This is a genomic window from Kocuria oxytropis (assembly GCF_040981195.1).
Taxonomy (GTDB): Bacteria; Actinomycetota; Actinomycetes; order Actinomycetales; family Micrococcaceae; genus Kocuria; species Kocuria oxytropis.
In genome coordinates this window covers 1-23802 of sequence record NZ_JAVFXA010000027.1, presented here as the reverse complement: position 1 = coordinate 23802, position 23802 = coordinate 1, and the positions used below count along the sequence as shown (strand labels likewise).

General features: G+C 68.5%; 17 protein-coding genes and 1 pseudogene. 8 read left to right on the top strand and 10 right to left on the bottom strand.

Going from position 1 to position 23802, the window contains the following annotated elements; all coding sequences use genetic code 11:
* Positions 1-1160: amino acid permease (locus QYM41_RS16890; protein ID WP_368800935.1), on the top strand; the 1160-nt coding region annotated here is incomplete at its 5' end.
* 218 nt (positions 1161-1378) lie between these two features.
* Here QYM41_RS16890 and QYM41_RS16885 read toward each other — a convergent pair.
* On the bottom strand, positions 1379-1915 hold the full coding sequence (locus tag QYM41_RS16885) for a ferritin (RefSeq protein ID WP_368800934.1): 537 nt from the start codon (positions 1913-1915) through the stop codon (positions 1379-1381).
* Positions 1916-2159: 244 nt separating this feature from the next.
* Between QYM41_RS16885 and QYM41_RS16880 the strand changes: the two genes are divergently transcribed.
* On the top strand, positions 2160-2873 hold the full coding sequence (locus QYM41_RS16880) for a sulfite exporter TauE/SafE family protein (RefSeq protein WP_368800933.1): 714 nt from the start codon (positions 2160-2162) through the stop codon (positions 2871-2873).
* A gap of 30 nt (positions 2874-2903) precedes the next feature.
* Here QYM41_RS16880 and QYM41_RS16875 read toward each other — a convergent pair whose 3' ends face one another.
* From QYM41_RS16875 to QYM41_RS16865, 3 genes are read right to left on the bottom strand one after another with little or no spacing between them, the layout of a single operon-like run.
* The gene (locus QYM41_RS16875) at positions 2904-3806 is read right to left on the bottom strand and encodes a helix-turn-helix domain-containing protein (protein ID WP_368800932.1); all 903 of its coding nucleotides are present in this window, start codon (positions 3804-3806) and stop codon (positions 2904-2906) included.
* Positions 3807-3808: 2 nt separating this feature from the next.
* The gene (locus QYM41_RS16870; RefSeq protein ID WP_368800930.1) at positions 3809-4936 is read right to left on the bottom strand and encodes an NAD(P)-dependent alcohol dehydrogenase; all 1128 of its coding nucleotides are present in this window, start codon (positions 4934-4936) and stop codon (positions 3809-3811) included.
* 14 nt (positions 4937-4950) lie between these two features.
* Complete coding sequence (locus QYM41_RS16865) at positions 4951-6231, bottom strand: MFS transporter (RefSeq protein WP_368800929.1); 1281 nt, start codon at positions 6229-6231, stop codon at positions 4951-4953.
* A 303-nt stretch (positions 6232-6534) separates the two neighbouring features.
* Between QYM41_RS16865 and QYM41_RS16860 the strand changes: the two genes are divergently transcribed.
* The gene (locus QYM41_RS16860) at positions 6535-9708 is read left to right on the top strand and encodes a DEAD/DEAH box helicase (protein ID WP_368800927.1); all 3174 of its coding nucleotides are present in this window, start codon (positions 6535-6537) and stop codon (positions 9706-9708) included.
* Positions 9709-9948: 240 nt separating this feature from the next.
* The gene (locus QYM41_RS16855) at positions 9949-12594 is read left to right on the top strand and encodes an NB-ARC domain-containing protein (protein ID WP_368800926.1); all 2646 of its coding nucleotides are present in this window, start codon (positions 9949-9951) and stop codon (positions 12592-12594) included.
* Between the two features lie 178 nt (positions 12595-12772).
* Here the strand turns inward: QYM41_RS16855 and QYM41_RS16850 are convergent, their stop codons facing one another.
* Positions 12773-13891 carry a zinc-binding dehydrogenase gene (locus QYM41_RS16850; RefSeq protein ID WP_368800925.1) on the bottom strand — a complete coding sequence of 373 codons (1119 nt, stop codon included), beginning with the start codon at positions 13889-13891 and terminating at the stop codon, positions 12773-12775.
* A 185-nt stretch (positions 13892-14076) separates the two neighbouring features.
* Here QYM41_RS16850 and QYM41_RS16845 point away from each other — a divergent pair, with 185 nt between their 5' ends.
* Positions 14077-14373 carry a hypothetical protein gene (locus QYM41_RS16845; RefSeq protein WP_368800924.1) on the top strand — a complete coding sequence of 99 codons (297 nt, stop codon included), beginning with the start codon at positions 14077-14079 and terminating at the stop codon, positions 14371-14373.
* Positions 14374-14430: 57 nt separating this feature from the next.
* Here QYM41_RS16845 and QYM41_RS16840 read toward each other — a convergent pair whose 3' ends face one another.
* The 3 genes and pseudogenes from QYM41_RS16840 to QYM41_RS16830 all read right to left on the bottom strand — a co-directional run.
* Positions 14431-15534, bottom strand: a complete 1104-nt coding sequence (locus QYM41_RS16840) for a CPBP family intramembrane glutamic endopeptidase (protein ID WP_368800923.1) — start codon at positions 15532-15534, stop codon at positions 14431-14433.
* Positions 15535-15576: 42 nt separating this feature from the next.
* On the bottom strand, positions 15577-16494 hold the full coding sequence (locus tag QYM41_RS16835; protein WP_368800936.1) for a ribokinase: 918 nt from the start codon (positions 16492-16494) through the stop codon (positions 15577-15579).
* Positions 16495-16554: 60 nt separating this feature from the next.
* Positions 16555-17451 (bottom strand): annotated as a pseudogene (locus QYM41_RS16830) (nucleoside hydrolase); the annotation flags it as partial.
* Positions 17452-17605: 154 nt separating this feature from the next.
* Between QYM41_RS16830 and QYM41_RS16825 the strand changes: the two are divergent.
* The gene (locus tag QYM41_RS16825) at positions 17606-19297 is read left to right on the top strand and encodes a NupC/NupG family nucleoside CNT transporter (RefSeq protein WP_368800922.1); all 1692 of its coding nucleotides are present in this window, start codon (positions 17606-17608) and stop codon (positions 19295-19297) included.
* Between the two features lie 149 nt (positions 19298-19446).
* Here the strand turns inward: QYM41_RS16825 and QYM41_RS16820 are convergent, their stop codons facing one another.
* Both QYM41_RS16820 and QYM41_RS16815 read right to left on the bottom strand, forming a co-directional pair.
* On the bottom strand, positions 19447-20307 hold the full coding sequence (locus QYM41_RS16820; RefSeq protein WP_368800921.1) for a class II fructose-bisphosphate aldolase: 861 nt from the start codon (positions 20305-20307) through the stop codon (positions 19447-19449).
* A gap of 25 nt (positions 20308-20332) precedes the next feature.
* Entirely contained in the window at positions 20333-21052 is a 720-nt protein-coding gene (locus QYM41_RS16815; protein WP_368800920.1) for a FadR/GntR family transcriptional regulator, read from the bottom strand.
* Between the two features lie 275 nt (positions 21053-21327).
* Here QYM41_RS16815 and QYM41_RS16810 point away from each other — a divergent pair, with 275 nt between their 5' ends.
* Both QYM41_RS16810 and QYM41_RS16805 read left to right on the top strand, forming a co-directional pair.
* The gene (locus tag QYM41_RS16810) at positions 21328-22776 is read left to right on the top strand and encodes a four-carbon acid sugar kinase family protein (RefSeq protein WP_368800919.1); all 1449 of its coding nucleotides are present in this window, start codon (positions 21328-21330) and stop codon (positions 22774-22776) included.
* On the top strand, positions 22773-23654 hold the full coding sequence (locus QYM41_RS16805) for an NAD(P)-dependent oxidoreductase (RefSeq protein ID WP_368800918.1): 882 nt from the start codon (positions 22773-22775) through the stop codon (positions 23652-23654). The genes QYM41_RS16810 and QYM41_RS16805 overlap by 4 nt, the downstream gene beginning before the upstream one ends.
* Positions 23655-23802: the final 148 nt, after the last annotated feature.

Sequence of the window (23802 nt, the reverse complement as noted above, 5' to 3'; positions counted from 1 at the left end):
ACTACTGGTACAACTGGGCGATCACCGTGGCCGCCGAGCTCGTGGCCGCCGCCCTGATCATGCGCTACTGGCTGCCCGACGTGCCCTCGTGGGTCTGGTCGGCCCTGTTCCTGGCCATTCTCTTCGGCCTCAACGCCCTGTCCACCCGGGCCTACGGCGAGAGCGAGTTCTGGTTCTCCCTGATCAAGGTGGTCACCATCGTGGTCTTCCTCGTCCTGGGCGTGCTCATGATCGTCGGGATCATCGGCGGCACCTCCCCCGGCTTCGGCAACTGGACCACCGGGGACGCCCCCTTCGTCGGGGGCGGGGCCGGGATCCTGGCGATCTTCATGGTGGCGGGCTTCTCCTTCCAGGGCACCGAGCTGGTCGGCGTCGCCGCCGGCGAGGCCGAGAACCCGGAGAAGAACGTGCCCCGGGCCATCCGGACCGTGTTCGTGCGGATCCTGCTGTTCTACGTCGGGGCCATCGCGGTGGTGGGCTTCCTCATCCCCTACACCAGCCCCTTCCTGCTGGGCAGCGGCGTCGAGGACATCTCCATCTCCCCGTTCACCCTCGTGTTCGAGAACGCCGGGGTGCTCGCGGCGGCCTCGGTGATGAACGCGGTGATCCTCACCGCCATCCTCTCCGCCGGCAACTCCGGCCTCTACGCCTCCACCCGCATGCTCTGGGCGCTGGCCGACAGCGGCAAGGCCCCCCGGTTCCTCGCCAAGGTCAACCGCCGCGGCGTACCCATGAACGCCCTGCTCGCCACGACCGCCGTGGGAGCCGCCTGCTTCCTCACCACCCTGATCGGCGACGGCGCCGCCTACGTGTGGCTGGTGAGCGCCTCGGGCCTGGCCGGGTTCATCGTGTGGATGGGCATCGCCTGGAGCCACTACCGCTTCCGCAAGGCCTACACCGCCCAGGGCCACGACCTCGCCGACCTGCCCTACCGCGCGAAGTTCTTCCCACTGGGCCCCGTGATCGCCCTGGCCCTGTGCGCGGTGGTGATCCTCGGGCAGAACTACCAGGCCTTCGTGGGCGACATCGACCTGCTCGCCGCCCTCTCGGCCTACATCGGCCTGCCGCTGTTCCTGGCCCTGTGGCTGGGCCACCGCCTGGTGACCGGCTCGAGGATGGTCCGCTACGAGGACGCCGACCTCACCCGCGCCGCCGACTGACCTCCCCCTCCCGCCGAGTCCCCAGAGACCGGGCGACCCTGCCGTCGAGTCCCCAGTCCTGTCGCGCATCCCCAGTTTTGATCGTGGGGAAACGCGACAGGACTGGGGACTCGCCGCATCGGGCGAGTGGAACATGGGGGCTCGGTGGAGGAATCAGCGAGGGCGAGCAAGAGGGCAGGAGACGGCCCAGAAATCAGGGCGCGGGGACTGCTGCCGGCTCAGACGGCCCCGCCGGCGGCCTCCGGGGCGCCCGAGCCGTGACCGTGCCCGCCGTCGCCGACGTGCTCCCGGGCCACGAAGTTCTCGAGGTCGAAGAGGTTCTCGGCCCGGCGCGCGACGTTCACCAGGGTGGTCATGGAGGCGACCTCCTCGACCTGCTCCTTCAGGAACCAGAGCATGAACTGCTCCCCCAGGGCGTCCCCCTCGGCCCGGGCGGCGGCGAACAGCGCCTTGATCTGCTCGGTGACCTCCTGCTCCTGGGACAGCGCCAGGGCCAGGGGCTCACGGACGTCGGCGAAGTCGTTGCGCACCTCCCCGATCCCAGGGATGGTCAGGGGCAGGTCCCGGTCCAGGATGTACTGGACGATCATCATGGCGTGGTTGCGCTCCTCCAGCGACTGCCGGTAGAAGTGCCGGGCCAGCTGGGGAAGGTCCTGGCTGTCGAACCAGACCGCCACGGCGATGTACTGGTGGGAGGCGGCGAACTCGTGGCCCACCTGGCGGGTGAGCAGGTCGTTGAAGGAGTCGGGGGTCATCGGGATCTCCTGACGTCGGCGGGGCCACAGAGGTGACGACGTGCCGGCCGCTCCACCGGTGCGAGCCTGGGCGGGTCAGCGGGAACGGTCACCGGGGTTGGGAGTACGAGCCTAGCGCGGCGGCACCGCCGGGTGAAGGCCGGTCTCGCCGGGGCCGTGCCCGCCATCCGGTCGCCGCGCACCCGGGCGGCCTCCGGAGGTGGAACAATTCACCCGTCCCCTGCTCGCGACCGGGAGGTGCGTCATGACCGGCCTGGAGCTCGCCGTCGTCGCGCTCGTGGTGAGCATCGCGTCCTGTCTGCAGGGCGCGATCGGCTTCGGCGTGGCCCTGCTCTCCGCTCCCGTGATCGCCCTGTTCGACCCCACCCTGCTGCCCGGTTCCCTCCTCCTGGTGGTCACCGGGCTCACCGCGCTCGGCGTGCTGCGGGACCGCGCCGCCGTGGACCTCAAGGACGCGGGCTGGGCCGTGGCGGGGCAGATCCCCGGCACCGTGGCAGGAGCCCTGCTGGTGGCCGCCCTGTCCGCCCGGACCCTGACCCTCGTCCTGGCGAGCACCGTGCTGCTGGCCGTCCTGCTCAGCGTGTGCGGCTGGCGGCCGCGGCCCCGGCCCGCGGCGGTCGTCGTCGCCGGGGCGGCCTCCGGTCTGCTGGGGACGGCCACGTCCATCGGCGGCCCGCCCATGGCGCTCGTGTGGCACGGGTCCTCGCGGGCCCGGATGCGCGGCACCATGAGCGCCTTCTTCCTGGTCGGCGCCGTCATGGCCCTGGTGGCGCTGACCGCGGTGGGGTCGATCGACCGCCGGACCGTGCTCTTCGCGGCCGCCCTCCTGCCGGCCATGGTCCTGGGCTTCGCGGTGTCCGGAGCGGTCAACGCGCGGATCAACCGGCGCATCGTCCGGCGGGTGGGCCTCGGCGCCTCCGCGCTGGGCGCCGTGCTGGTCCTACTGCAGGCGTTCTGAGCACATCCTGCTTGGACTCCCGGGCAGGGGTCAGAGCTGGTCGAGCCGCCGGTAGCGGGAGGGCGTGGTGCCCGTGGTGGCGCGGAAGTGCCGGTTGAAGTTGGAGAGGTTCGTGAAGCCCACCCGGTAGCAGATGTCCGAGACCGGCAGGTCCGTGCCGCGCAGCAGCCGGCAGGCCTCGGTGAGCCGCATCCGGGTCACCGTGCGGTTGAAGCCCACACCGGTGGCCTTGGCGAAGAGCCTCGAGAACGCGTCCCGGCTCAGGCCCACGGCCTCGGCGACCTCGGGCACGAGCATCCGGCCGTCCAGGTGCTCGGTGATGTAGCTCAGCGCCCGGTTGAAGACCTCGGCCTCGGCGGCGTCCAGACGGTAGGAGCCGCCGCGGCTGTCGAGGTAGCGCCGTTCGGACTCCGGGGACTCGGCGAGGATCCCCAGCAGCTCGGCCACCGCGGCCAGCCGGCGCAGACCGAAGGTCCCGTTCACGGCCTCCATGGCCGCAGCGCCCTGGGCGGCGGTGCGGCCGGTGAACTCGATGCCCCGGGCCGCGGCCTCCAGCAGCGGGCGCAGGGCCTCGAGCTCCGGCAGCGTCCCGGCGGCGGCGAAGAACCGCTCCTGGTCGAACTGGAGCACGGCGTCCCGGTCGCGGATCACGGCGTCGTCGTCGCGGTGGGAGATCCAGTTGTGCGGCAGGAAGGAGCCCATGATGCTCAGGTGCCCGGGATCGAAGGGCCCGGCGTAGTCACCGGCCATCACGGTCCCGGAGGACTCCCGAATCAGGTGCACCTCCACCTCGGGGTGGTAGTGCCAGCGGGCCAGGGGGTGGGGCCAGTCGTGCTGGTGCCACCGCACGGAGCTCTGCGAGTCCGGGATCACGAGCTCCCTGACCGGGGAGGTGACGTCCTCCGTCGTCGTGCTCCGTGCGGCGGCACCCACGGTCAGGCTCCCGCCACGCGGATCTGGATCTTCGTGTCGGTGGGCCGGCCCTCGGCGCCGCGCTCGAAGGCGGCCACGGCGTCGGCGAACGGATAGGTGGCGCTGATCAGTGCGCCCAGGTCCACCGCCGGGGACGCGGCGAGCTCGATGGCCCGCTGGTACGAGTTGGCGTAGCGGAACACGGTCTCGATCCGCAGCTCCCGGGCCTGGGCCGCGGCGACGTCCAGCGGCACGGGGTCCACGGGGATGCCGACCAGCACCACGGTCCCGCCCGGGGCGGGGAGCTCCCACAGGTTGCCGAACACCCGCGGGCTGCCGCTGGCCTCGAAGACCACGTCCGCGCCCCAGCCGTCGGTGGCCTCCCGCACCGCCTCGCCGAGGTCCTGGCGGGAGACGTCCACGGCGTGGATGGTCGGATAGGCCTCGATCTGTGCGAACTTCTCCGGTGCCACGTCCGAGATGTATACGCGGGACGCCCCGCTCGCGGCGGCCGCGATGGCCGTGAGCACCCCGATGGTGCCCGCGCCCACCACCACGACGACGTCGCCCGGCGCCAGGCCTGCCTTGGTCACCGCGTGCACCGCCACGGCGAAGGGCTCGATCAGGGCGCCCTCCTCCAACGAGAGCTGCTCGGGCAGCCGGTAGGTGAAGTCGGCGGGGTGGATGATCTCCGGCTGCAGGCAGCCGTCCACCGGGGGCGTGGCCCAGAACTGCACGTCCGGGTCCACGTTGTACATGCCCAGCCGGGCCGCCCGGGAGCGCGGGTTGGGGATGCCCGGCTCCATGCAGACCCGGTCCCCCACCGCCAGGTGGTCCACGCCCTCCCCCACCTCCAGCACCGTGCCGGAGGCCTCGTGGCCGAGGACCATGGGGTGCTCGACGACGTAGGGCCCGATCCGACCGTGCGTGAAGTAGTGGACGTCGCTGCCGCAGATGCCCACGGTGTGCACGCCGATGCGCACCTCGCCGGGGCCCACCGGGCGCAGCCCGGGGATGGGCCGGACCTGGATCTCGTGCTGGCGTTCGAGGACGACGGCGTCCATGGTGCTCTCCCGGGGAGTCGGATGCTTCGCGGTGCCGGTGATGCCGGTCGGGGCGTTCGTGGTGGCGGTGAGCGTCGTGGGGTTCATGATGACAGGTCCTTTCAGGCGGCCATGGCGAGGCGGTCGCGGCGCGGGAGCATCCGGCCGTCCTCGGTGGTGATGCCGGGCTGGGGCGGGTGGATGAAGAAGGTGGTGACGGTGCCGAGGAGCATCAGGGCCGCGAAGACCCAGCACACCCCGACCGGGCCGAGGACGGGCAGCAGCAGGGTGGCGATGCCGGGGCCGAGGAACGTGGTCAGCCCGGAGGCGAGGTTGTGGGCGGAGATCGCCGCGCCGCGGTGCTCGGGGGCCAGGGCCGGGAAGATGGCGCCCATCGGGACGAACGCGGTGACGGACAGGGCGAAGAGCACGGCGGCCCCGACCATCGCCGGGAAGCTGGGGCCGAACCACACCGGGACGTAGGCGAAGGCGAGGACCGCAAGCGCCATGCCGCCGAAGCCGCACCAGCGCATCTGGCGCATCCAGCCGTAGCGGTCGCCGAGCCGGCCCCAGACGATGTTGGCGCCGATGGTGATGGTGTTCATGATCGCCCAGAGCATCATCCACTCGGGCAGGGTGAACCAGGACTCGCCGCCGATCTCGCCGGTGGTCAGGTAGAGCGGCATCATCATCGGGAAGGCGTAGAGGGTGAGGTTGCACAGCACCCGGATGACCACGGAGAGGGCGATCTGCCGGTTCTCCACCAGAATGGTCACCCCGCGCAGCAGCTCGCGGGCGCGCTCCGCGCCGTGCAGCTTCTGGGAGAGGTCCGTCTCGGGCGGGGCGCCGGGGACCAGGAAGGCGCACATCAGGGTGCCGGCCGCCACGAAGGGCAGGGACGCCCACAGGGTGGCGTACTCGCCGATGACCGGCACCAGGAGACTGGGCACGTAGGCACCCATCACGCCGATGCCCAGCGAGAAGGAGGCCCAGAACCAGCCCATGGCCGAGGCCAGGCGGCTGGGGTGCACCGACTGCGCGATGAGCACCACGAAGGAGTACATGAACAGCGGGTAGGCGACCCCGCGCAGGGCGTAGATGAGGATCGTGCCGAGTACGCTCTGCAGCCCCACGGTGAGGAACAGGAGGTGCAGCACCATCCAGAGCACGCCGCCGAGGACCATCAGGCGCTTGGCGCCGACGACCTCGGCGAGCACGCCGGTGGTCCAGGCCGAGACGGCGACCACCAGGCCGTAGACGGTGAAGACGAGGCCGGCCTGGGTGGGCGTGAAGCCGTTCTCGACGAGGAAGCGGGACAGGAACGTGAGCTCAAAACCATCACCGGTCATGAAGACGGCGAGGGCGAGATAGCCGAAGAGCAAGCGGCGGGGCATGCCGAACATGCGGGTACTCCTTCGTGGACACCAAGGGGAAGGCACCTGGCGAGCAGAAGAGCGGCCAGCCGGTGCGCGATGTCCTCAACGCTACGGAGGTGTGATGCGGGCCACTAGCTGATTAATTCGGCCCAAACTGGTACTTCTGTGCGCATGCCGATGCTGCTCCACAGGACTCGAGCTTCCCCACCTGCCCTGCCAAAGCTTCGGGCCGTACATCCCCGCAGGCTGCCTCAGATGTCGGTGCGACGCGTCACGCCCACTGACACCGCGCTCACCGTTCCGTGACGTCGGCGCCCCTAAGCTGCCCCTATGGGTCAATCGCACAATGCCACCGCTGGCCGTCTTTCCCCTGGTTTATATGAGCTCCTCGAAGACTCAGCGTTAGCGACGGAACTTACGGAGTTGCCGGCTGGCAGTGCCGCTCTCGATACCGTGGACCCGATTGACACCCCTCACGTTCTCGCGCGCTATCTCCGCGATCGCATTTTGTTCCACTTAGAGTCCATACCCGCTGCCACCCGTGTGCACGAAGCCAATCGCATCCTGGCGACCCTTAACCACGAAACGCAGGATCCGGCGCGCATCAGCGAAGGTCCGCGACAGCTCCTGTCGATCGCGCCGGCGACTGGTGCCGCAGCACGAAAGCCAGCAACTCCGCTCTCTGACGCAGCTCTGCTCACCAATACACCGCATGAGCCGCAGGTCGGACGCGAGATCGCCAAGGAGCTCGAAAGCGCCGACCGTGTGGATCTTCTCATTGCATTCGTCAAATGGTCCGGGTTGCACGTCATGGACAAAGAACTCCAGTCACTGAAGGACCGGGGAATTCCGTTCCGCGTACTGACCACCGTCTACATGGGTGCCAGTGATGCCAAGGCGATCAACGCACTGGCGCGCAAGTACGGCGCGGAAGTTCGAGTCAGCTACGAGACCCGCAATACGCGGCTGCACGCCAAGGCGTGGATGTTTCACCGCAAGACCGGCTTCAGCACGGCCTATGTCGGCAGTTCGAACCTGTCGCACGCCGCCATGCTCGACGGCCTCGAGTGGAACGTGCGCCTGTCCTCGGTCGCGACGCCGGCGCTCCTGCAGAAATTCGAGGCGACCTTTGAGAGCTACTGGGCGTCAGAGAGCTTTGAGCCCTACAACCCGGACGATGACGGCGAACGCCTGGCGAGGGCCCTCGCTGAAGGCGGCGGGCGGGTGTCTTCGGACGTGTCCATCGCGCACCTGGATGTCCAGCCCTACCCCTACCAAGCTCAAATGCTCCAGGAGCTAGACGCCGAGCGTGTCATTCACGACCGCCACCGGAATCTCGTGGTTGCCGCGACAGGCACGGGAAAAACCATCGTCGCAGCCTTGGACTATCGCCGGCTGCAGGCCGGCGCCCTCAACGAGCTCTCACTGCTTTTTGTGGCTCACCGCCGAGAGATTCTCGAGCAGGCGCGTCAGACCTATGCCACGGTGCTGCGTGACGGCGCCTTCGGCGAACTCATGGTCGACGGTTATCAGCCAGACCGAGGCAAGCACATCTTTGCGTCGATTCAATCCCTTAACGCCAAGACCTTGGAACGCTTGACCCCTGAGTGCTTTGACGTGGTGGTCATCGACGAGTTCCACCATGCCGACGCTCCGACCTACCGCAAGATCATTGAACACTTCCGTCCCCAGGAACTCCTCGGCCTCACCGCTACGCCAGAGCGCAGCGACGGCGTCAACGTCGCGGAGCGGTTCTTTGAAGGTCGCATTGCCAGCGAGTTGCGCCTGTGGGATGCCCTGGATCAGCAGTTACTGACGCCGTTCCACTATTTCGGCGTCTCAGATGGCGTCGACCTGTCATCGCTTGAGTTTCGGCGGGGTCGGTACGAAGACAGAGAACTGGATGCCGTCTACACGGGCAATGACGCACGCACGGCCAAAGTGCTGCAGGCGCTCAACGACAAGATGCTCGATTCGCACCGCATGAAAGCCATTGGCTTCTGCGTCTCCGTCAAACATGCGGAGTACATGGCACGGAAGTTCACGGCGTCCGGACTGACGTCCGCGGCGTTGTCGGGGGAGAGTTCCAGCGACGAGCGACGGACTGCGCTCAGGGCGCTGCAGCGTGGAGAACTGCGTGCCGTCTTTGCCGTTGATTTGTTCAATGAGGGCCTCGATATTCCGCAAGTCGATACCATTCTCATGCTGCGACCGACGCAATCCTCCACGTTATTCCTGCAACAACTGGGACGCGGTCTGCGACTGGCTCCTGACAAGCCCGTCTTGACCGTTTTGGACTTCATCGGATTCCAGCATCGGGCGTTCCGGTTTGATCTGAAATACCGTGCCGTGACGGGTTCGAGCCGAACCCGTCTGGCCCAGGACCTGGAGGACGGCTTTCCGTTTCTCCCCTCCGGCACGCAGATCGTTTTCGACGCAGTCGCCCAATCGGTGGTACTCAACAACGTGAAGCGTCAGCTGGGCCTAAAGACTCCGCAGGTCATCGAGGACATCAAGGATCTGGCGGCGCAGCAGGCATCACCCGAGTTGTACACCTTGCGTCAGTACCTAAAGGACTCCCTTTCGGAAGCGTCGGACATCTATCGGCGGAGGAAGTTTGACGGTCGACCGACGACCTGGAACACGCTGCGTCGCGCCGGTGGACTGGTCCCCGATGTGCTCTGGCCAAGTGAGGAGCGTGAGGTGGAAGTCCTCGCTTTGATGCAGCGCGCCAAAGCGTTCCTCAATGTGGACGACCCCGTCCGTCTCCAATCCTACGGAACTCTGCTCCAGCCGGATGCCCCACCGGTGTCTTCCCTACCGCTCAGGGCGCAGCGGGTGGCGCGCATGCTGTACTACTCCTTCTGGCCGCAGGGCGCGAAGAGCGGCGGGCCGGCCGATCTGGACAGCGGCCTTCAACTGCTCCGGTCGCACGCCATCCTGCGAGATGAGTTGGCACAGCTCATCGAGGTCACTGCCGACAATGCCCGCAATCTGCCGAGGCCGCTGGGGCGGGACCACCCCGACATTCCGCTGCAGACCCATGCCCACTACACCCGCGAAGAACTGCTGGCCGGACTGGGAATGGGAGAAAAAGGGCAAACCACTCCCGGTGGGGTGCGCGAAGGGGTGTCCTGGATGCCGTCCTCAGGCTGCGAGGCGCTGCTCGTGACGCTCCACAAGTCGGAGAAGGACTTCTCGCCCAACACCATGTACAAGGACTACGCGATCTCGGAGACGCTTTTCCACTGGGAGTCGCAAAATCGGACTACGCCGGACTCGTCAGCGGGACAGCGGTATCAGCACCACGCCGCGCAGGGCAGTCACATCATGCTGTTCGTCCGCGAGTCCCCGACGCAGGAGGCCGGCACCTCGCCATACATTTTCTTGGGACCTGTCGGCTATGTCTCACACGAGGGATCCAAACCCATGTCCATCATTTGGCGCCTACGTCGCCCAATGCCACTGACTGTATTCGCAGCAGCCAGCACGGTGGCGCCCTAGGCTTACCGATACCCGTGCCCCGACGATTCGGTGAGTGCCAACTTTGTCGGCGATGCAGCCCGGTACGCACCAGCACACAAAAATACCAAGAGAATTGTCAAGCAAAACTAATGAACGAAAATTGACTCCCGGTTCATCACACCTCCAATCGTTGACTCACACAAGCAAGTTGGATAGGTATGAACTCAGCAAATCAAACGGTTGTCCGAGCACAAAAGCAACAAACGATAAGGAGAAATCGTGATTATTGATCGGCAGCAAATTTATCACCTTATATTTTCATTTGAGACCGACATGCGAGAAATGTGCCGAAAGTACATCGTGTCCTATCAACCCATAAGTGAGGTACTGAACCCCGAAGAGATCGCCAACGCCACAGAACGACTTGCGCGTGACAAGGGGAACTCCGGGGTCGATCTACTCGACTACTTGGACCTTAGGCCAACTTATGACCTCCTTAATCGCCATCGTGGGGACTTACCTGAATCTCTAGCCAAAGAAATAAGGGAACTCACAAGTAGTCTTGAAATCATAGTCCCCGTCCGGCAACGGATCATGCACGCCCGCCCGCTGGGACCAGGCGACGGTGAAAAAATTTGGACAGCATTCAATGGATTTACCCAGCGCCAGTGGGAACGCTTGCATGAAAGCCTTCGACAGGTCCGGGATCCAAACTGGCTTGCACAAGCAGCCGTGGTGCCTGTGGTACCGGATGAGATTCTCCATAACCTGCCCATGCCAGATTATGACGAGACTGGCCTATTCGGGCGAGAGGGCGATGTCGACAATGTAGTAAAGCTAATAACATCTCGGACGGCATCCGTCGTCACGATCACCGGCGAAGGAGGTATCGGGAAAACGGCACTCGCTTTGGAAGTCGCCAATCGACTATTGGACCTCCCGGAGCCTCAACTCGATGCAATCCTGTGGGTTTCTTTGAAAAAGGAACGACTAACAGGAGTTGGGGTCAAGCAAATACGGAATGCCGTCCTAACCATACAAGGTGCAGCTGAATCGCTGGGGGCAGAATTGGTAAGTGACTTCACCGGTGGAGTCCAAGAACTAGGCGAAATTCTCGAAGATCTGAATGTTTTAATTTGCTTCGATAATCTCGAAACCATTTCCGGTGAAGAGTTTGTTTATCTTTACGAAAACCTCCCCCCATCCATAAAATATCTGGTAACAAGTAGAAATGGCGTTGGGCAAATTGAAAGAAGATATCAACTTAGCCCGTTATCCGAGCAAGCTGCGCTAAGCCTCCTCAACTACTTAATCAAGGTTCGCGAGGTAAATTCGCTTCGAGGTGTAAGTTACGCTGCGCGTAAGGAGATAGTTAAGGAACTGAGGTATTCTCCTCTTGCAGTCAAATGGTTCGTGCTCGCCGCTGACGCAGGCCGTCCAGCATTGGAAACCATCAAGAACCAGGACGAGTTGTTAGTGTTTTGTGTCGAATCTGTTTATCGCAACCTCTCCAACACTTCTCGCACTGTTCTAATCGGTTTAGATGCCGTCGGGAAGGAGTCCAGCCTGAGTGAGATTGCCATAATCGTAGGCGAACCAGTGTTAGTGGTTTCCAGGTCCGTCCAGGAACTAGCGCAAGGATCTTTAGTCGTCAGCAGGATCGATCCTGAACATGACATGGAGACTTATATTGCGCTCACAGAGACAGCCCAAAAATACTTAAGGTTGGTCGTGCCGGTTGACGACCCCGAACGTCTCCGCATCGCTGACAATGAGCTCGAGTATCGGCTCGATGAAGAACGACGAGCGAAAGATGCGAGTTCAAGGGTACTCAATCCCGTTATCGTGCGCGGCCGGACGCCCGCAGACTCTCCTACCTGCCAGGTTCTTCGTCGAGCTCTCCTCGCTTCGCACAATCGAGACCAAGAAACTGCACTCAACTTGGTCGACCAAGCGCGTGCCATGAGCCCGGATTTTTGGGAGGTGGACCGAGTGGAAGCCTATATTCGGTCTTATTCCGATTCTGCCCTTATGGTTTCCCAAATATATATGCGCGCTCTTGACCGAACCGAAAGCGAATTTCAACGTGGAATAGTAGCACATTTTTTTAGTGGTCACCTTGCCAAAAACGAGCATGATGTTGACCGCTCACTGCAAATGGCACGCATGGCACATGAAGCGATCGGCACACCGGAGACCCTTGGAAGCTTGGGAAATGCCCTGGTAAGATCCGGATTTTTCCGTGAGGGAATCGATTATTTGAAGGAAGCGATCAATGATTCCGACGGGAAGTCGAAACTCATATACACGACAGGGTTAGCTACAGCATATAGGCGTTGGGCTGAACATGAATTGAGCGAGGAAAACAATGTGAACGAGGCGGTGAAGCGTGTTGGACAAGCCGTGAATGTTGTGCTCGATTCGCACAAACGCGGCGTCATGGATGAAAAGCTCTTCAACGTGTTAAGTCAGTGTTTAAGCGAAACAGGACGTATTTTGTCGAAGACATCGCGGCTAGGACTTACAGTGAACACCAGTGATATCCCGTGGAATGAAATGCAGTCACTGGTCCCTCATTTACCCCGTACTAACGATTTCGGTTATGCAGCTAGGTCCATTACATCCCTCGACACTTCCAAGTATCCCGAAGTCGCCGGAATACAGACAGTGATACAAGGAACGTCATCTGAGAGTGGCCACGAAACCGCTTCTCAATCTGGTTCTATTGGGCAAATCCTAAGCCTTCACGGGAGTTTTGGATTTGTCGCTCACCCAAATTTTCCCACCAATGTGTTTTTTCCCTACTCGAGCCTGGACGATTCAGTCAATGCCAACGAACTGCAAGTAGGAGATGTGGTTCAGTTTGATGTTGAGGTTGCCGATGATGGACGTCTTCGAGCGTCTTTGGTAAAGCGAGGTGATTGATACTTCCTGCTTGAATTTTTTCTCATTCAGCATTTATTACGGAGGTAGGTAATAGCCCCGGTGTTTTTTGTAGATTGTTTTTGGATCAAAGCTGTGATTAATTTTCAACTCGACATGCTGACTGATGTAACGTTTTATTGACCTATAGTGATCGAGCGAATAAGTGGGGCGTGATCAGTTAGTTATGCTTTTGTGAGAAGCTGATGACCTGCCGCACCGCCCGCCCCGCGTCCAGCTCGTCCATCGCCTCGTTGATCTCATCCAGCGTGATGTGGGAGGTGATCAGCTTCTCCAGCGGCAGCACGCCGTCGCGCCACATCTGCTCGTACTTGGGGATGTCCACCGCCGGCACGGCAGAGCCGAGGTAGCTGCCGATGATCTGGCGGGCCTCGGCGGTGATCCGCAGCGGCTCGATGTGGGACATGGCCCCGGGCGCCGGCAGGCCCACGGTGACGGTCACCCCGCCCACGGCGGTGGCGTTGAACGCGGTCTCGAACGCCCGCGGGTGCCCGGCCGCCTCGATCACCACGCGCGGCTTCTCCTCCAGCGCCACCAGCTCGTCTGGGGTGAGCGCCTCGTCGGCGCCGAACTCCTTGGCCAGCTCCAGCTTCTCGGCCAGCGCGTCCACGGCGATCACGCGGCAGCCCACGGCCTTGGCGACCAGCACCGCGGCGAGTCCCACGCCGCCGAGGCCGACCACGGCCACGACGTCGTCGGCGGTGGCCTGCGCCGCGTTGATGACGGCCCCTCCCCCGGTGAGCACCGCGCAGCCCATGACGGCCGCGATGGGGGCCGGGACGTCCTCGCCCACGGGCACCACGGAGCGCCGGTCCACCACGGCGTGCGTGGCGAACCCGGAGACCCCGAGGTGGTGGTAGACGTTGCTGCCGTCCTCGGAGTGCAGGTGCATCGAGCCCTCGATGAGGGTCCCCGAGGCGTTGGCCTTCGAGCCGACCGTGCACGGCAGCAGCCCCTCGGTCTTGCATGCGGCGCACTCGCCGCAGCGCGGCAGGAATGCCATGACCACGTGCTGGCCCACGGCCAGGTCGGTGACCTCGGCACCCACGTGCTCCACGACGCCGGCGGCCTCGTGACCCAGCAGCATCGGCAGGGGCCGCGGCCGGTTGCCGTTGACCACGGAGAGGTCGGAGTGGCACACCCCGGCGGCCGTGATCCGCACGAGCAGCTCGGTGGGCCCGGGATCGCCGAGCTCGAGCTCCTCCACGCGCAGGGGCTGGGACTCGGCGTACGGGGCGGAGGCCTCCATGGTCTCCAGGACGGCTCCACGAATCTTCACGATCGACCTCCGGTAGCGGGACTGGGGTGTGACGCCGTTCACCGTACCCGCTCCGCCGCCCCGTTCCCCGGACGTTCCGGAGCCGGCGCCCGCCCGCGGGACCATCATCGTCATCTGCCCGCCGGCCCCTCCGCCCGGGCTTAAACTGGCGCTCCGGGGGGGTCACGTCCCAAGGAGTGTGCGTCATGGCCTTTGTCCAGCTGATCGAATACACCACCTCGCGGCCGGAGCAGGTGGCACAGATCTACACGGAGTGGGAGCAGGCCTCGAGGGGGAACCGCACGGCGCGCCGTGTCATCACCACCGCGGACCGCAACGACCCGCACCGCTACTGCGAGATCGTCTTCTTCGACTCCTACGAGTCCGCCATGGAGAACTCCCAGCTCCCGGAGACCCAGGAGTACGCCCGGCGGCTGACCGAACTCATGGACGGCGAGCCGACCTTCCGCGACCTCGACGTCACCGAGGACCGGGACCTCTAGAGCCGCCGGGCCGGGGCCGGTGGGGTTTGCCTGCCAGCCCCGGCCCGTGGACCGGCCTCAGCCGGCCTCCGGCGGAACGGCCCGGCGCTGCAGCCGGGCCGACCGGCCGAGGGCGATCAGGACGGCCGCGATGCCCGCGACGACGACCATCGGCGCCAGCATGAACGGCCCGCCCACGCCGGCCGAGCGGTCCATGCCCTCGCTCATCTGCCCGGTGAACGTGGAGACCAGAAACAGCAGCACGTTGTTCGCCGCGTGCACCAGCGTGGCCGCCTCGAGCCCGCCGGTGAGCTGCGTGAGCAGCGACATCGCGATCCCGAAGACCAGGTAGTAGGCGATGAGCCACCCGTCCGTGGCGAAGTGCGCGAGGGAGAACAGCACCGCGCTCACCAGGGTGCCGAGCACGAAGGACGGCACGGTCCCGGAGACCCACGAGCCGGCGGCGCGCTGGATCACGCCGCGGAACATGTACTCCTCGGAGGCCGCCTGCAGGGGCGTGGTCAGCAGGACGATCGCGAGGAACGCCCAGGTGGTCGCGTCCAGGACGATCGGCCCCGGGGTCTCCACCAGGACGATGACCGCCACGTAGGCCACGAACAGCGGGAGGACGACGGCGGACGCCCGTCCCAGCCAGCCCCACCGGAACCGTCCGGCCACCGAGTGGAGGGCGCCGACCGGTTGCCGGTGCAGGTACCGGTGCAGGAGCACGGCGACGGCGGCCGAGGCGATCAGCGACAGGTTGGTGGCCAGCAGCAGCGCCGGGGTCAGGGTGATCCGCCCGCTCGCGAGCTCGTCGGTGGTGGTGCTGCCGAGCAGGAGGTCGACCGCCACGCCGGCGAAGGAGAGCACGATCGAGAACAGCGCGATCGCCGCGCCGATGCCCAGGATGCTGAGCAGGCCCTTCCACCAGCGGTTGCTCGGTGTGCGGTAGAACTCGGCGTGGGTGAGCGGCGCCGTCGTCGCCGGACGGCCGGGGAACGGGACGGGTCCCCGGGGAAGCGCCGGGTACGGGACGGGTCCCCCGGGAGGACCCGGGTACCGGACGGGCCCGCCCGCCCCGTACCCGGGGGGCGGGACAGGGGTCCGGGCGCCCGGGGGAACGGGCGCGGCCGGCCCCGGGGACTGCCAGGGAGCCGGTCGCCGCGGAGGGTGAGAGGTCATGGGGCCAGGGTAGTTCCCGGCGCGGGCCCGGCTCCGCAGGGGTCAGTCCCGGCCGGTGGCCGGTGCGCCGCCGGCCGAGGGCGGCCGGTCGGCGTCCTCGGGGGACGGCAGGTAGTGCGCCAGCCGGGAGAGGTCCGGCTGCGCGGAGGGGTCGCCGGCGGCGTGGGCGCCCACCGCGTTGGCGGCCCGGAGCGCGCTCTCGTGGTCGAGCCCCGCGGTGAGGGCGAGCACCAGCGCGGCGCAGAACGCGTCCCCGGCGCCGACCGTGCTGACCACGTCCACCCGCCGGCCGGGGGCGAACGCGACCCGGCGCCCGCGCTCGTAGAGGGCCGAGCCCTCGGCGCCGTAGGTCACCGCGACCAGCTCGGCGTCGGCCAGCTCGGGCAGGAGGGCGTACTCGGTCTCGTTGACGATGATCAGGTCGCACCGCTCCACCAGCTCCCCCGGGAGGGGCACGGCCGGGGCGGCGTTCAGGGCGAAGAAGCCCGGCGTCCGCCGGGCCGTCTCGAGCACCGTGCCCAGGGCGATCTCCAGCTGGCAGAGCACGACGTCCTCGGGCGAGAATTCCACGTCCTCGACGGACACCTCGGTGTTGGCCCCGGAGCAGACCGCGATCTGGTTCTCCCCGTGCCGGTCCACGGCGATCAGGGCGGTGCCGGTCGGGGCCGGCACGCGCATGATGCCGGTGGTGTCGACCCCGGCGGCCGCCATGGCGCGGAGGACCTCGTCCCCGTCCGCATCGCCGCCCACGGCGCCGATCATCCGGGCGCGGCCGGCGAGCCGGGCGGCGGCGACGGCCTGGTTGGCGCCCTTGCCGCCCGGCTGCCGCTGCAGGGTGGCACCGCCGACGGTCTCCCCGGGGGCGGGCAGCCGCTCGCACACCGCGGTCAGGTCGATGTTGATGCTGCCCACCACCGTGAGCGCCGGCCGCTCGGGCTCCTCCCGCCCGGACCGGTCCAGCCGGCGGAGCGTGCTCAGCAGGTGCGGCGCGAAGTCCTCGGCCAGCTCGAGCACCACGCGGCACCGGGCGCCGTCCACCGGCGGATAGCCGGCGTAGCGGCCGCGCAGGTCGCAGATCGTCTGGCCGCGCCCGGGCCCGTCGGTCGTGTCGACCTGGACCCGGACCACCGGGGCGAGGGAGGGCCGCACGGTGCCGGCCGCCACCGCGGCGGCCAGCGGGTCGTGCAGGGCGGACGACGGCCGGCCGAGGATCCCGGTGTAGAAGCCGGAGTAGTGCTCGAGCATCGCGGCCAGCGGGGCCATCACCGGGTGGTCGACGGCGGCGATCTGCTCGCGCTGTCCTTCGTCCAGCAGGTGGTCCATGGTGACGTCCAGCGGCACCAGGGTCACGTCCCACGGGGCGGCCAGGACCTCGGCGGCCGCCTCGGGGTCGCTCAGGACGTTGGCCTCGGCGACCGGCGTCCGGTTGCCGGGGACCAGGGCGGCACCGCCCATGACGGTGACGCCGGCCACCAGCTCGGTCAGAGCGGGATCCCGGCGCAGGGCGAGGGCGAGATTGGTCAGCGGGCCGATGGCCACCACGTGCAGGGCGCCCGGGTGCTCACGGGCCAGCCGGACCAGCATCGCGTCCGCCGCTTCGGCCACCGGTGCGGCGTCCGCCCGCGGCAGCACGACGCCCCCGATCCCACCGGTGCCGTGCACCTCCGGGGCGCCCTCGCCGAACCGGCTGTTGAGGGGGTGCTGGGCGCCCACCGCGACCGGCACGTCCTGCCGTTCCAGCAGGGCCAGCAGGTCCACGGTGTTGCGGGCGGCGGTCACGGCGTCGGTGTTGCCGCTGACGGTGCCGATGCCCCGCAGCTCGACCGCGGGCGTGGCCGCCAGGTAGGCCAGGGCCACGGCGTCGTCGATGCCGGTGTCGCAGTCCAGGTAGACGGGCCGGGCGTCCGGATCGGCCATCGCTTGTCTCCTCCGGGTCGGTCGAGGGAAGTGACCTCGCACTGCTCAGGCTAAAGTACCCGGTACCACGGCGGCGCAGCCGATTGCACCGGGCGGCCTCCGCGCCGACGTCCTGGCCCGCGACGAGGGCCTCCCCGACGGAAGGACAACCCACATGGTCGACGTGTTCTGGGGCATCGGCGGGATGATCGCGATCCTCGCCATCGCCGTCCTGTTCTCGGTGGACCGCCGCAGGATCCGGTTCCGGACGGTCGCCCTGGCGCTGGCCATCCAGGTGGCCTTCGGCGTGCTCGTGCTCTACGTTCCGGCCGGCCGCGCCGCACTGGAGACCGTCACCCGGGGCGTGCAGGCCGTCATCAACGCCTCCTCCGCCGGCATCGACTTCCTCTTCGGCCCGGTCCTGCCCGAGGAGGGCTCGGTCTTCGCCTTCCAGGTGCTGCCGGTCATCGTGTTCTTCGCGGCCCTGACCTCGGTGCTGTACTACCTGGGCGTCCTGCAGTGGGTCGTGAAGATCATCGGCGGCGGGCTGGCGAAGCTGCTCGGCACCACCACGCCGGAGTCGATGAACGCGGCCGCCAACATCTTCGTGGGCCAGACCGAGGCGCCGCTGGTCATCCGGCCCTACGTGGCCGGGATGACGCGCTCCGAGCTCTTCGCCGTGATGTGCGGCGGGCTGGCGACCGTGGCCGGCTCGGTGCTCGTGGGCTACTCCCTGCTCGGGGCGCCGCTCGAGTACCTCATCGCCGCCTCCTTCATGGCGGCGCCGGCCGCGCTGCTCATGGCCAAGCTCCTGGTCCCCGCCGGGGCGCTCGAGGACGCCCCCGCGGACGGAGAGGACCGGGACGACGACGCCCCGGGCACCGGTACCGGCACTGGCACTGGCACTAGCACTGGCACCGTCCCCGACACCGTCCGGGGCGCCGGCGACCCCGCGCCGGACGTCCCGGACCACCGGGCGCCGGGACACAGCGCACAAGGACACAGCGCACAAGGACACAGCGCGCAGAGGCACGGCGCGGCGGCGCACGAGGAGCCCCGCGGGGCACGCCGGTGGCTCGCCGGCGGCACGCGCCGCGGGGCGACGTCCCACGCGGCCCTCGAGATCGCCCGGCGGCAGGACGCCCAAGCGGCGGAGCGCCGTGCCGGCGAGCGCCACGAGGCCGGCGCGGTCCCGCCCGAGGCCGAGGACCGCCCGGACGGCACCGTCCGGGCCGGCGCCGCCACCCGGCCCGACACCGCGGTCCGGCCCGAGGACACCGCGCACACGTCCGCCCCGGACGGGGTGTCCGCGACGGACGCGGCCGGCGGCGGGGCCGACGAGGACGAGGCGCCGGCGAACGTCATCGACGCCGCCGCCCGCGGCGCGTCCGACGGCCTGAGCCTGGCCCTCAACGTCGGGGCCATGCTGATCGCCTTCATCTCGCTGATCGCGCTCGTCAACATCATCCTCGGCGCGGCCGGCGGGCTGGTCGGGCTGGAGGAGCTCACCCTCGAGCAGATCCTGGGCTACGTCTTCGCGCCGGTGATGTTCGCCGTGGGGGTGCCCTGGGCCGAGGCGCTCGACGCCGGCAGCTTCCTCGGGCAGAAGCTCGTGCTCAACGAGTTCGTGGCGTTCGCCGACTTCGCCCCGCAGATCGACAGCTACTCCCCGAAGACCCAGGCCATCGTGACCTTCGCCCTGACCGGGTTCGCGAACCTGGGCTCCCTGGCGATCCTGCTCGGCGGGCTCGGCGGCATCGCCCCGAGCCGCCGCCGGGACATCGCCCGGCTCGGCCTGCTGGCCGTGCTCGGCGGGACCCTCGCCAACCTCATGAGCGCCGCGATCGCGGGCATGCTCATCGGCTGACCGGCCCGGGCGCTACGGACGGCAAGCTCCGGCAGCCGCCCCCGCAGCGGCGCGCCGCTGCACCCGCGCCGCACGGTGTGCGGCGGCGGTGAGTCCGCGCTCAGGACCGGCGGGGCGGCGGACCTCTGCTCCCGAGCCACGGACCCCGCTCAGACTCCGCGGGGCCGGGCCTCGGCGGTCGTGAGCCCGTGGGCCAGCGTGGTGAACTCGCCCACCTCCCGGGTCCAGTCCTCCAGGAGCGCGCACAGGTCCAGGCCGTCGCTCCGGCGCTGCTCGAGCCGGTCCGTCAGGGCGGCGAGGACGGCGTAACGGAGCTCGGTGTTGATGTTGATCTTGCCGATGCCGGCCAGGGGCGCGCGGACCAGCATGGTCTCCGGGATCCCCGAGGCGCCGTGCAGCACGAGCGGGACCGGGCCGCCGGCCGCCCGGATCTGCTCGATGCGGTTCCAGTGCAGGCGCGGGGCGCCCCGGTAGTGGCCGTGCACGTTGCCCACGGCCACGGCCAGCAGGTCGGCCCCGGACGCGGCCAGGAACGCGGGGACCTCGGCAGGGTCGGTCATGCCCCCGGCCTCGGAGGTCCGGGCCCTGTCGCCGTCGCCGGGCAGGCTGCCGAGCTCCGCCTCGACCACCACGTCCGGGCCCGCCAGCTCCCGCGCCCGGACCACGAACGCCGCGTTCTCCCCGGCGGACAGGGCGGAGCCGTCGGCCAGGACGGCGTCCACACCGGCCGCCACGGCCTGCTCCACCAGCCCCAGGTCCACGGCGTGGTCCAGCTGCACGCACACGGGGGTGGCGGCGTCGTCGGCCAGGTGGCGCAGCGCGGTGACGAAGCGGCGCCCGGCGGTCCCGGTCGCCGCCCTGGACGGGACCAGCAGGATCACCGGACGGCCCGCACGCTCGCTGGAGCCCACCACGGCCTGGGCGGTGGTGAAGTCGTAGGTGCTGAGGGCCGGCACCGCAGTGCGGGCGGCGAGGGCGGAGGTGACGACGTCGAGCATGTGGGCGCGCACGGGCGTCTCCTTCGGGAGGATGCGGTCAGCGGTCGGCCGGGGACCGGTCCCCGAGCACGTAGGTTGTCAGATCGGTGAGGGTCTGCTGCAGGTGCTCGTCCATGGCCTGCCGGGCCCGGACCGGGTCGGCGGAGGCGAGGGCGGACACGATCCTGCGGTGCTGGTCGATGGCGTGGACCTGGATCTCGGGCACCCGGGACGTCTCGGCGCGGCGCGCCTCCAGCACCCGGTGCAGCGGCTCGAACAGCACCGCGATGAACACGTTGCCCGAGGCCTGCAGGATCCGCTCGTGGAAGCGCAGGTCGGCGGTCACGAAGCCCGGCACGTCCTGGCGGCGGTGGGCGTCCTCCATGGCCTCGACGTCCCGGCCCAGCCCGTCCAGCTCCTCGGCGGAGAGCCGCCCCGCGGCGAGTTCGCAGGCGCCGGCCTCCAGGAAGCGGCGCAGCTGGATGAGCTGCACCGCGGCCGCGGCGTCGTCCTGTCCCTCGGAGACGGCCCGGACGACCGCCTCGAGGGAGGCCCAGCGGGACAGGGGGTTCACGAACGTGCCACGCCCGCGCTCCACGCGGAGGATGCGCTGGGCGCCCAGGGTCCTGATCGCCTCCCGCACCGTCATGCGGCTGACCGCGTGCTCCGCGCTGAGGTCGATCTCGCCGGGGACCACCGAGCCCGGCGGGAACTCACCGGCGATGATCCGGTCCAGGAGGGCGCCGGCGACCTGGTCGACCAGGGACGGTCGTGCCATGGTCCTCCTCCTCGGCGCGGCGGACGGCGGACAGCGGCTCCGGTGCCTGCTCTGCGCCTGTGAACAGGGAGCCTATCAAGCGGCGCTCAGCAGAGACCCGGCGGGTCGCCCCAGCGCCGTCCACCGAGGTGCGGATGGCGGGGGCATTGCGCCCGTGTCCCAGCTCACCTAACATGTCTGACATCTGACAGATGCGCTGTGGTGTGCAGCACATCCGGGCCACGCGGGCGCGCTGGATGGCGGCGCCCGGTGCTCCGCCGAAAGGAGACACCCGCATGACCGCTCCACAGACCCTGCTCGTGCTCGACGACGACCCCACGGGCTCCCAGTGCGTCCACGACGTCGACGTCGTCCTCGAGCTCGATCCCCACCCGGTGCTGGACGTCGTCCGGCACCCCGGGCGCACCTGCTTCGTGCTCACCAACAGCCGCGCCCGGCCCGAGGCCGAGGCCGTGGCGATCAACACCGAGCTCGTCTCCGCGGTGCTGGACAGCCTCGCGGCCGAAGGGCTGCCCCTGCCCCACCTGGTCTCCCGCAGCGACTCCACGCTGCGCGGGCACGTCATCGCCGAGCCCACGGCGCTCGCGGACGTCCTCGAGCAGCGCGGCGTGGCGGTGGACGGCTTCCTCTTCGCCCCGGCCATGCTCGAGGCCGGCCGCTACACCGAGGGCGACGTCCACTACGCGGTCCTGCAGGGCAGGCCGATGCCCGTGGGCGAGACCGACTTCGCCGCCGACGCGAGCTTCGGCTACTCCTCCTCCGACCTCAGGGACTTCCTCGTGGAGCGCTCCGGCGGGACGCTCGCGCGGGACGCGGTCCTGTCGATCGGCCTCGAGGACATCCGCTCCGGGGGCGTGGCGGCCGTGGCGGAGATCCTGCGCCGGGCCCGGGACCGCGCCTGGGTGGTGGTCAACGCCACCGAGTACGCGGACCTCGACACCGTGGCGGAGGCCCTCGCGGTCCTCGAGGCCGAGGGCCGCACCTTCGTCACCCGGTGCGGGCCGTCCTTCGTCCGCCCCCTGGCCGGGCTGACCGGCTCGCGCGAGCTCGGTCCCGCGGACATCGAGGTGGGCCCCGGGCGCCTGCCGCACGGTCTCGTGGCGGTCGGCTCCCACGTGGGACTCACCAACCGCCAGCTCGCCGAGCTGCGGGCCCGCCGCGACCTCTTCGAGGTCGAGCTCCACGTCCCCACCCTGCTCGACGACGACGCCCGCCCCGGCGCCGTGGCCGACGCCGTCGCGCGGATCACCGAGGCGCTGGAGACCCGCGACGCCGTGGTGTGGACCAGCCGCGAGCTCGTGCGCACCGACGATCCCGACGAGTCGCTGGCCATCGCCCGCTCGGTCTCGGACGCGCTCGTGGAGGTCGTGCACGGGGTGGCGCAGGCCCGCCCCGCCTGGGTGGTGGCCAAGGGCGGAATCACCTCCCACGAGGTGGCCCACCGCGGCCTCGGGATCCGCCGGGCCACCGTGGCCGGCCAGTTCTTCCCCGGCCAGATCTCGATGTTCCAGCCCACCGACGCCCCGGACACCACGCAGGGCGGGCCCTACGTGGTCTTCCCCGGCAACGTGGGCGGGGAGTCCGCCCTGGCCGACGTCGTGGAGGTCCTGGACCGGGCGGCCGAGCACGCCCGCGCCCAGGACCCCCGCCGCGGCGACCGGCCCGCGCGCGACCTCCCCCCGCACACCGCCGACCTGCACGACCCCGAGGAGAACCCGTCATGAGCACCCCCCTGTCCGTCGGCTTCCTGGGCCTGGGCGCGATGGGCGCCCCCATGGCCCTCACCCTGGCCCGCGCCGGCTTCCCCGTCCGCGGCTTCGACGTCTCCCCGCGCGCCGGGGAGCTCGTGGGCGACGCCGTCGAGCTGCTGGCCGATCCTCGGGAGGCGGCGGCGGGAGCCGATGTCGTCGTCGTCATGGTCGCGACCGGGGCTCAGCTGCACGACGTGCTGTTCGGCGAGCGCGGCATCGCCGGCTCCCTGGACCCGGACACGGTGCTGCTCGTCATGGCCACCGTGGGCCCCCAGGCGGTCGAGTCCTGCGCGCAGGGCCTCGAGGAGCGCGGGGTGCGCCGGATCGTCGACGCCCCGGTGTCCGGCGGCACGGCGCGCGCCGCCACCGGGGACCTGCTCGTCATGGTCGGCGGCGCGGACGAGGACGTCGCCGCGGTCCGGCCGCTGCTGGACGCGATGGCCGCCAACGCCCCGGCCGTCGGCCCCCGGGTGGGCGACGGCCAGCGGTTCAAGGTGGTCAACCAGCTGCTGTGCGGAGTGCACATCGCCGTGGCGGGCGAGGCGCTGGCCCTGGCGGACTCCATGGGGCTGGACCCGCAGCAGTGCCTGGAGGTCCTCTCCACCGGGGCCGCCACGTCCTTCATGTTCGAGGACCGCGGTCCGCGGATGCTGCAGGGCGATCAGGCCGAGGTCCGCTCCGCGCTGGACATCTTCGTCAAGGACATGGGCCTGGTCACGGACGCCGCCCGGGCGGTCGCCCAGCCGGTGCCGCTGGCCTCGGCGGCTGAGCAGCTCTACGTGCGCGGGCGCCGCGAGGGCCACGGCCGGCACGACGACTCCGCCGTCTACGACGTCCTCCGCTCCCGGTAGCCTCACCCCACCCCGCCCCGGCCTGCACGGCATCCCCCGGTGAGTGACCACGCTTGCGGTGAGTGACCACGGTTTCTCGTGGTGTCCTGTCTGGGCGCTTCGTGGACGTTTCTGTCTCGGCGGTTCGTGGACACTGTGATGTCTCAGG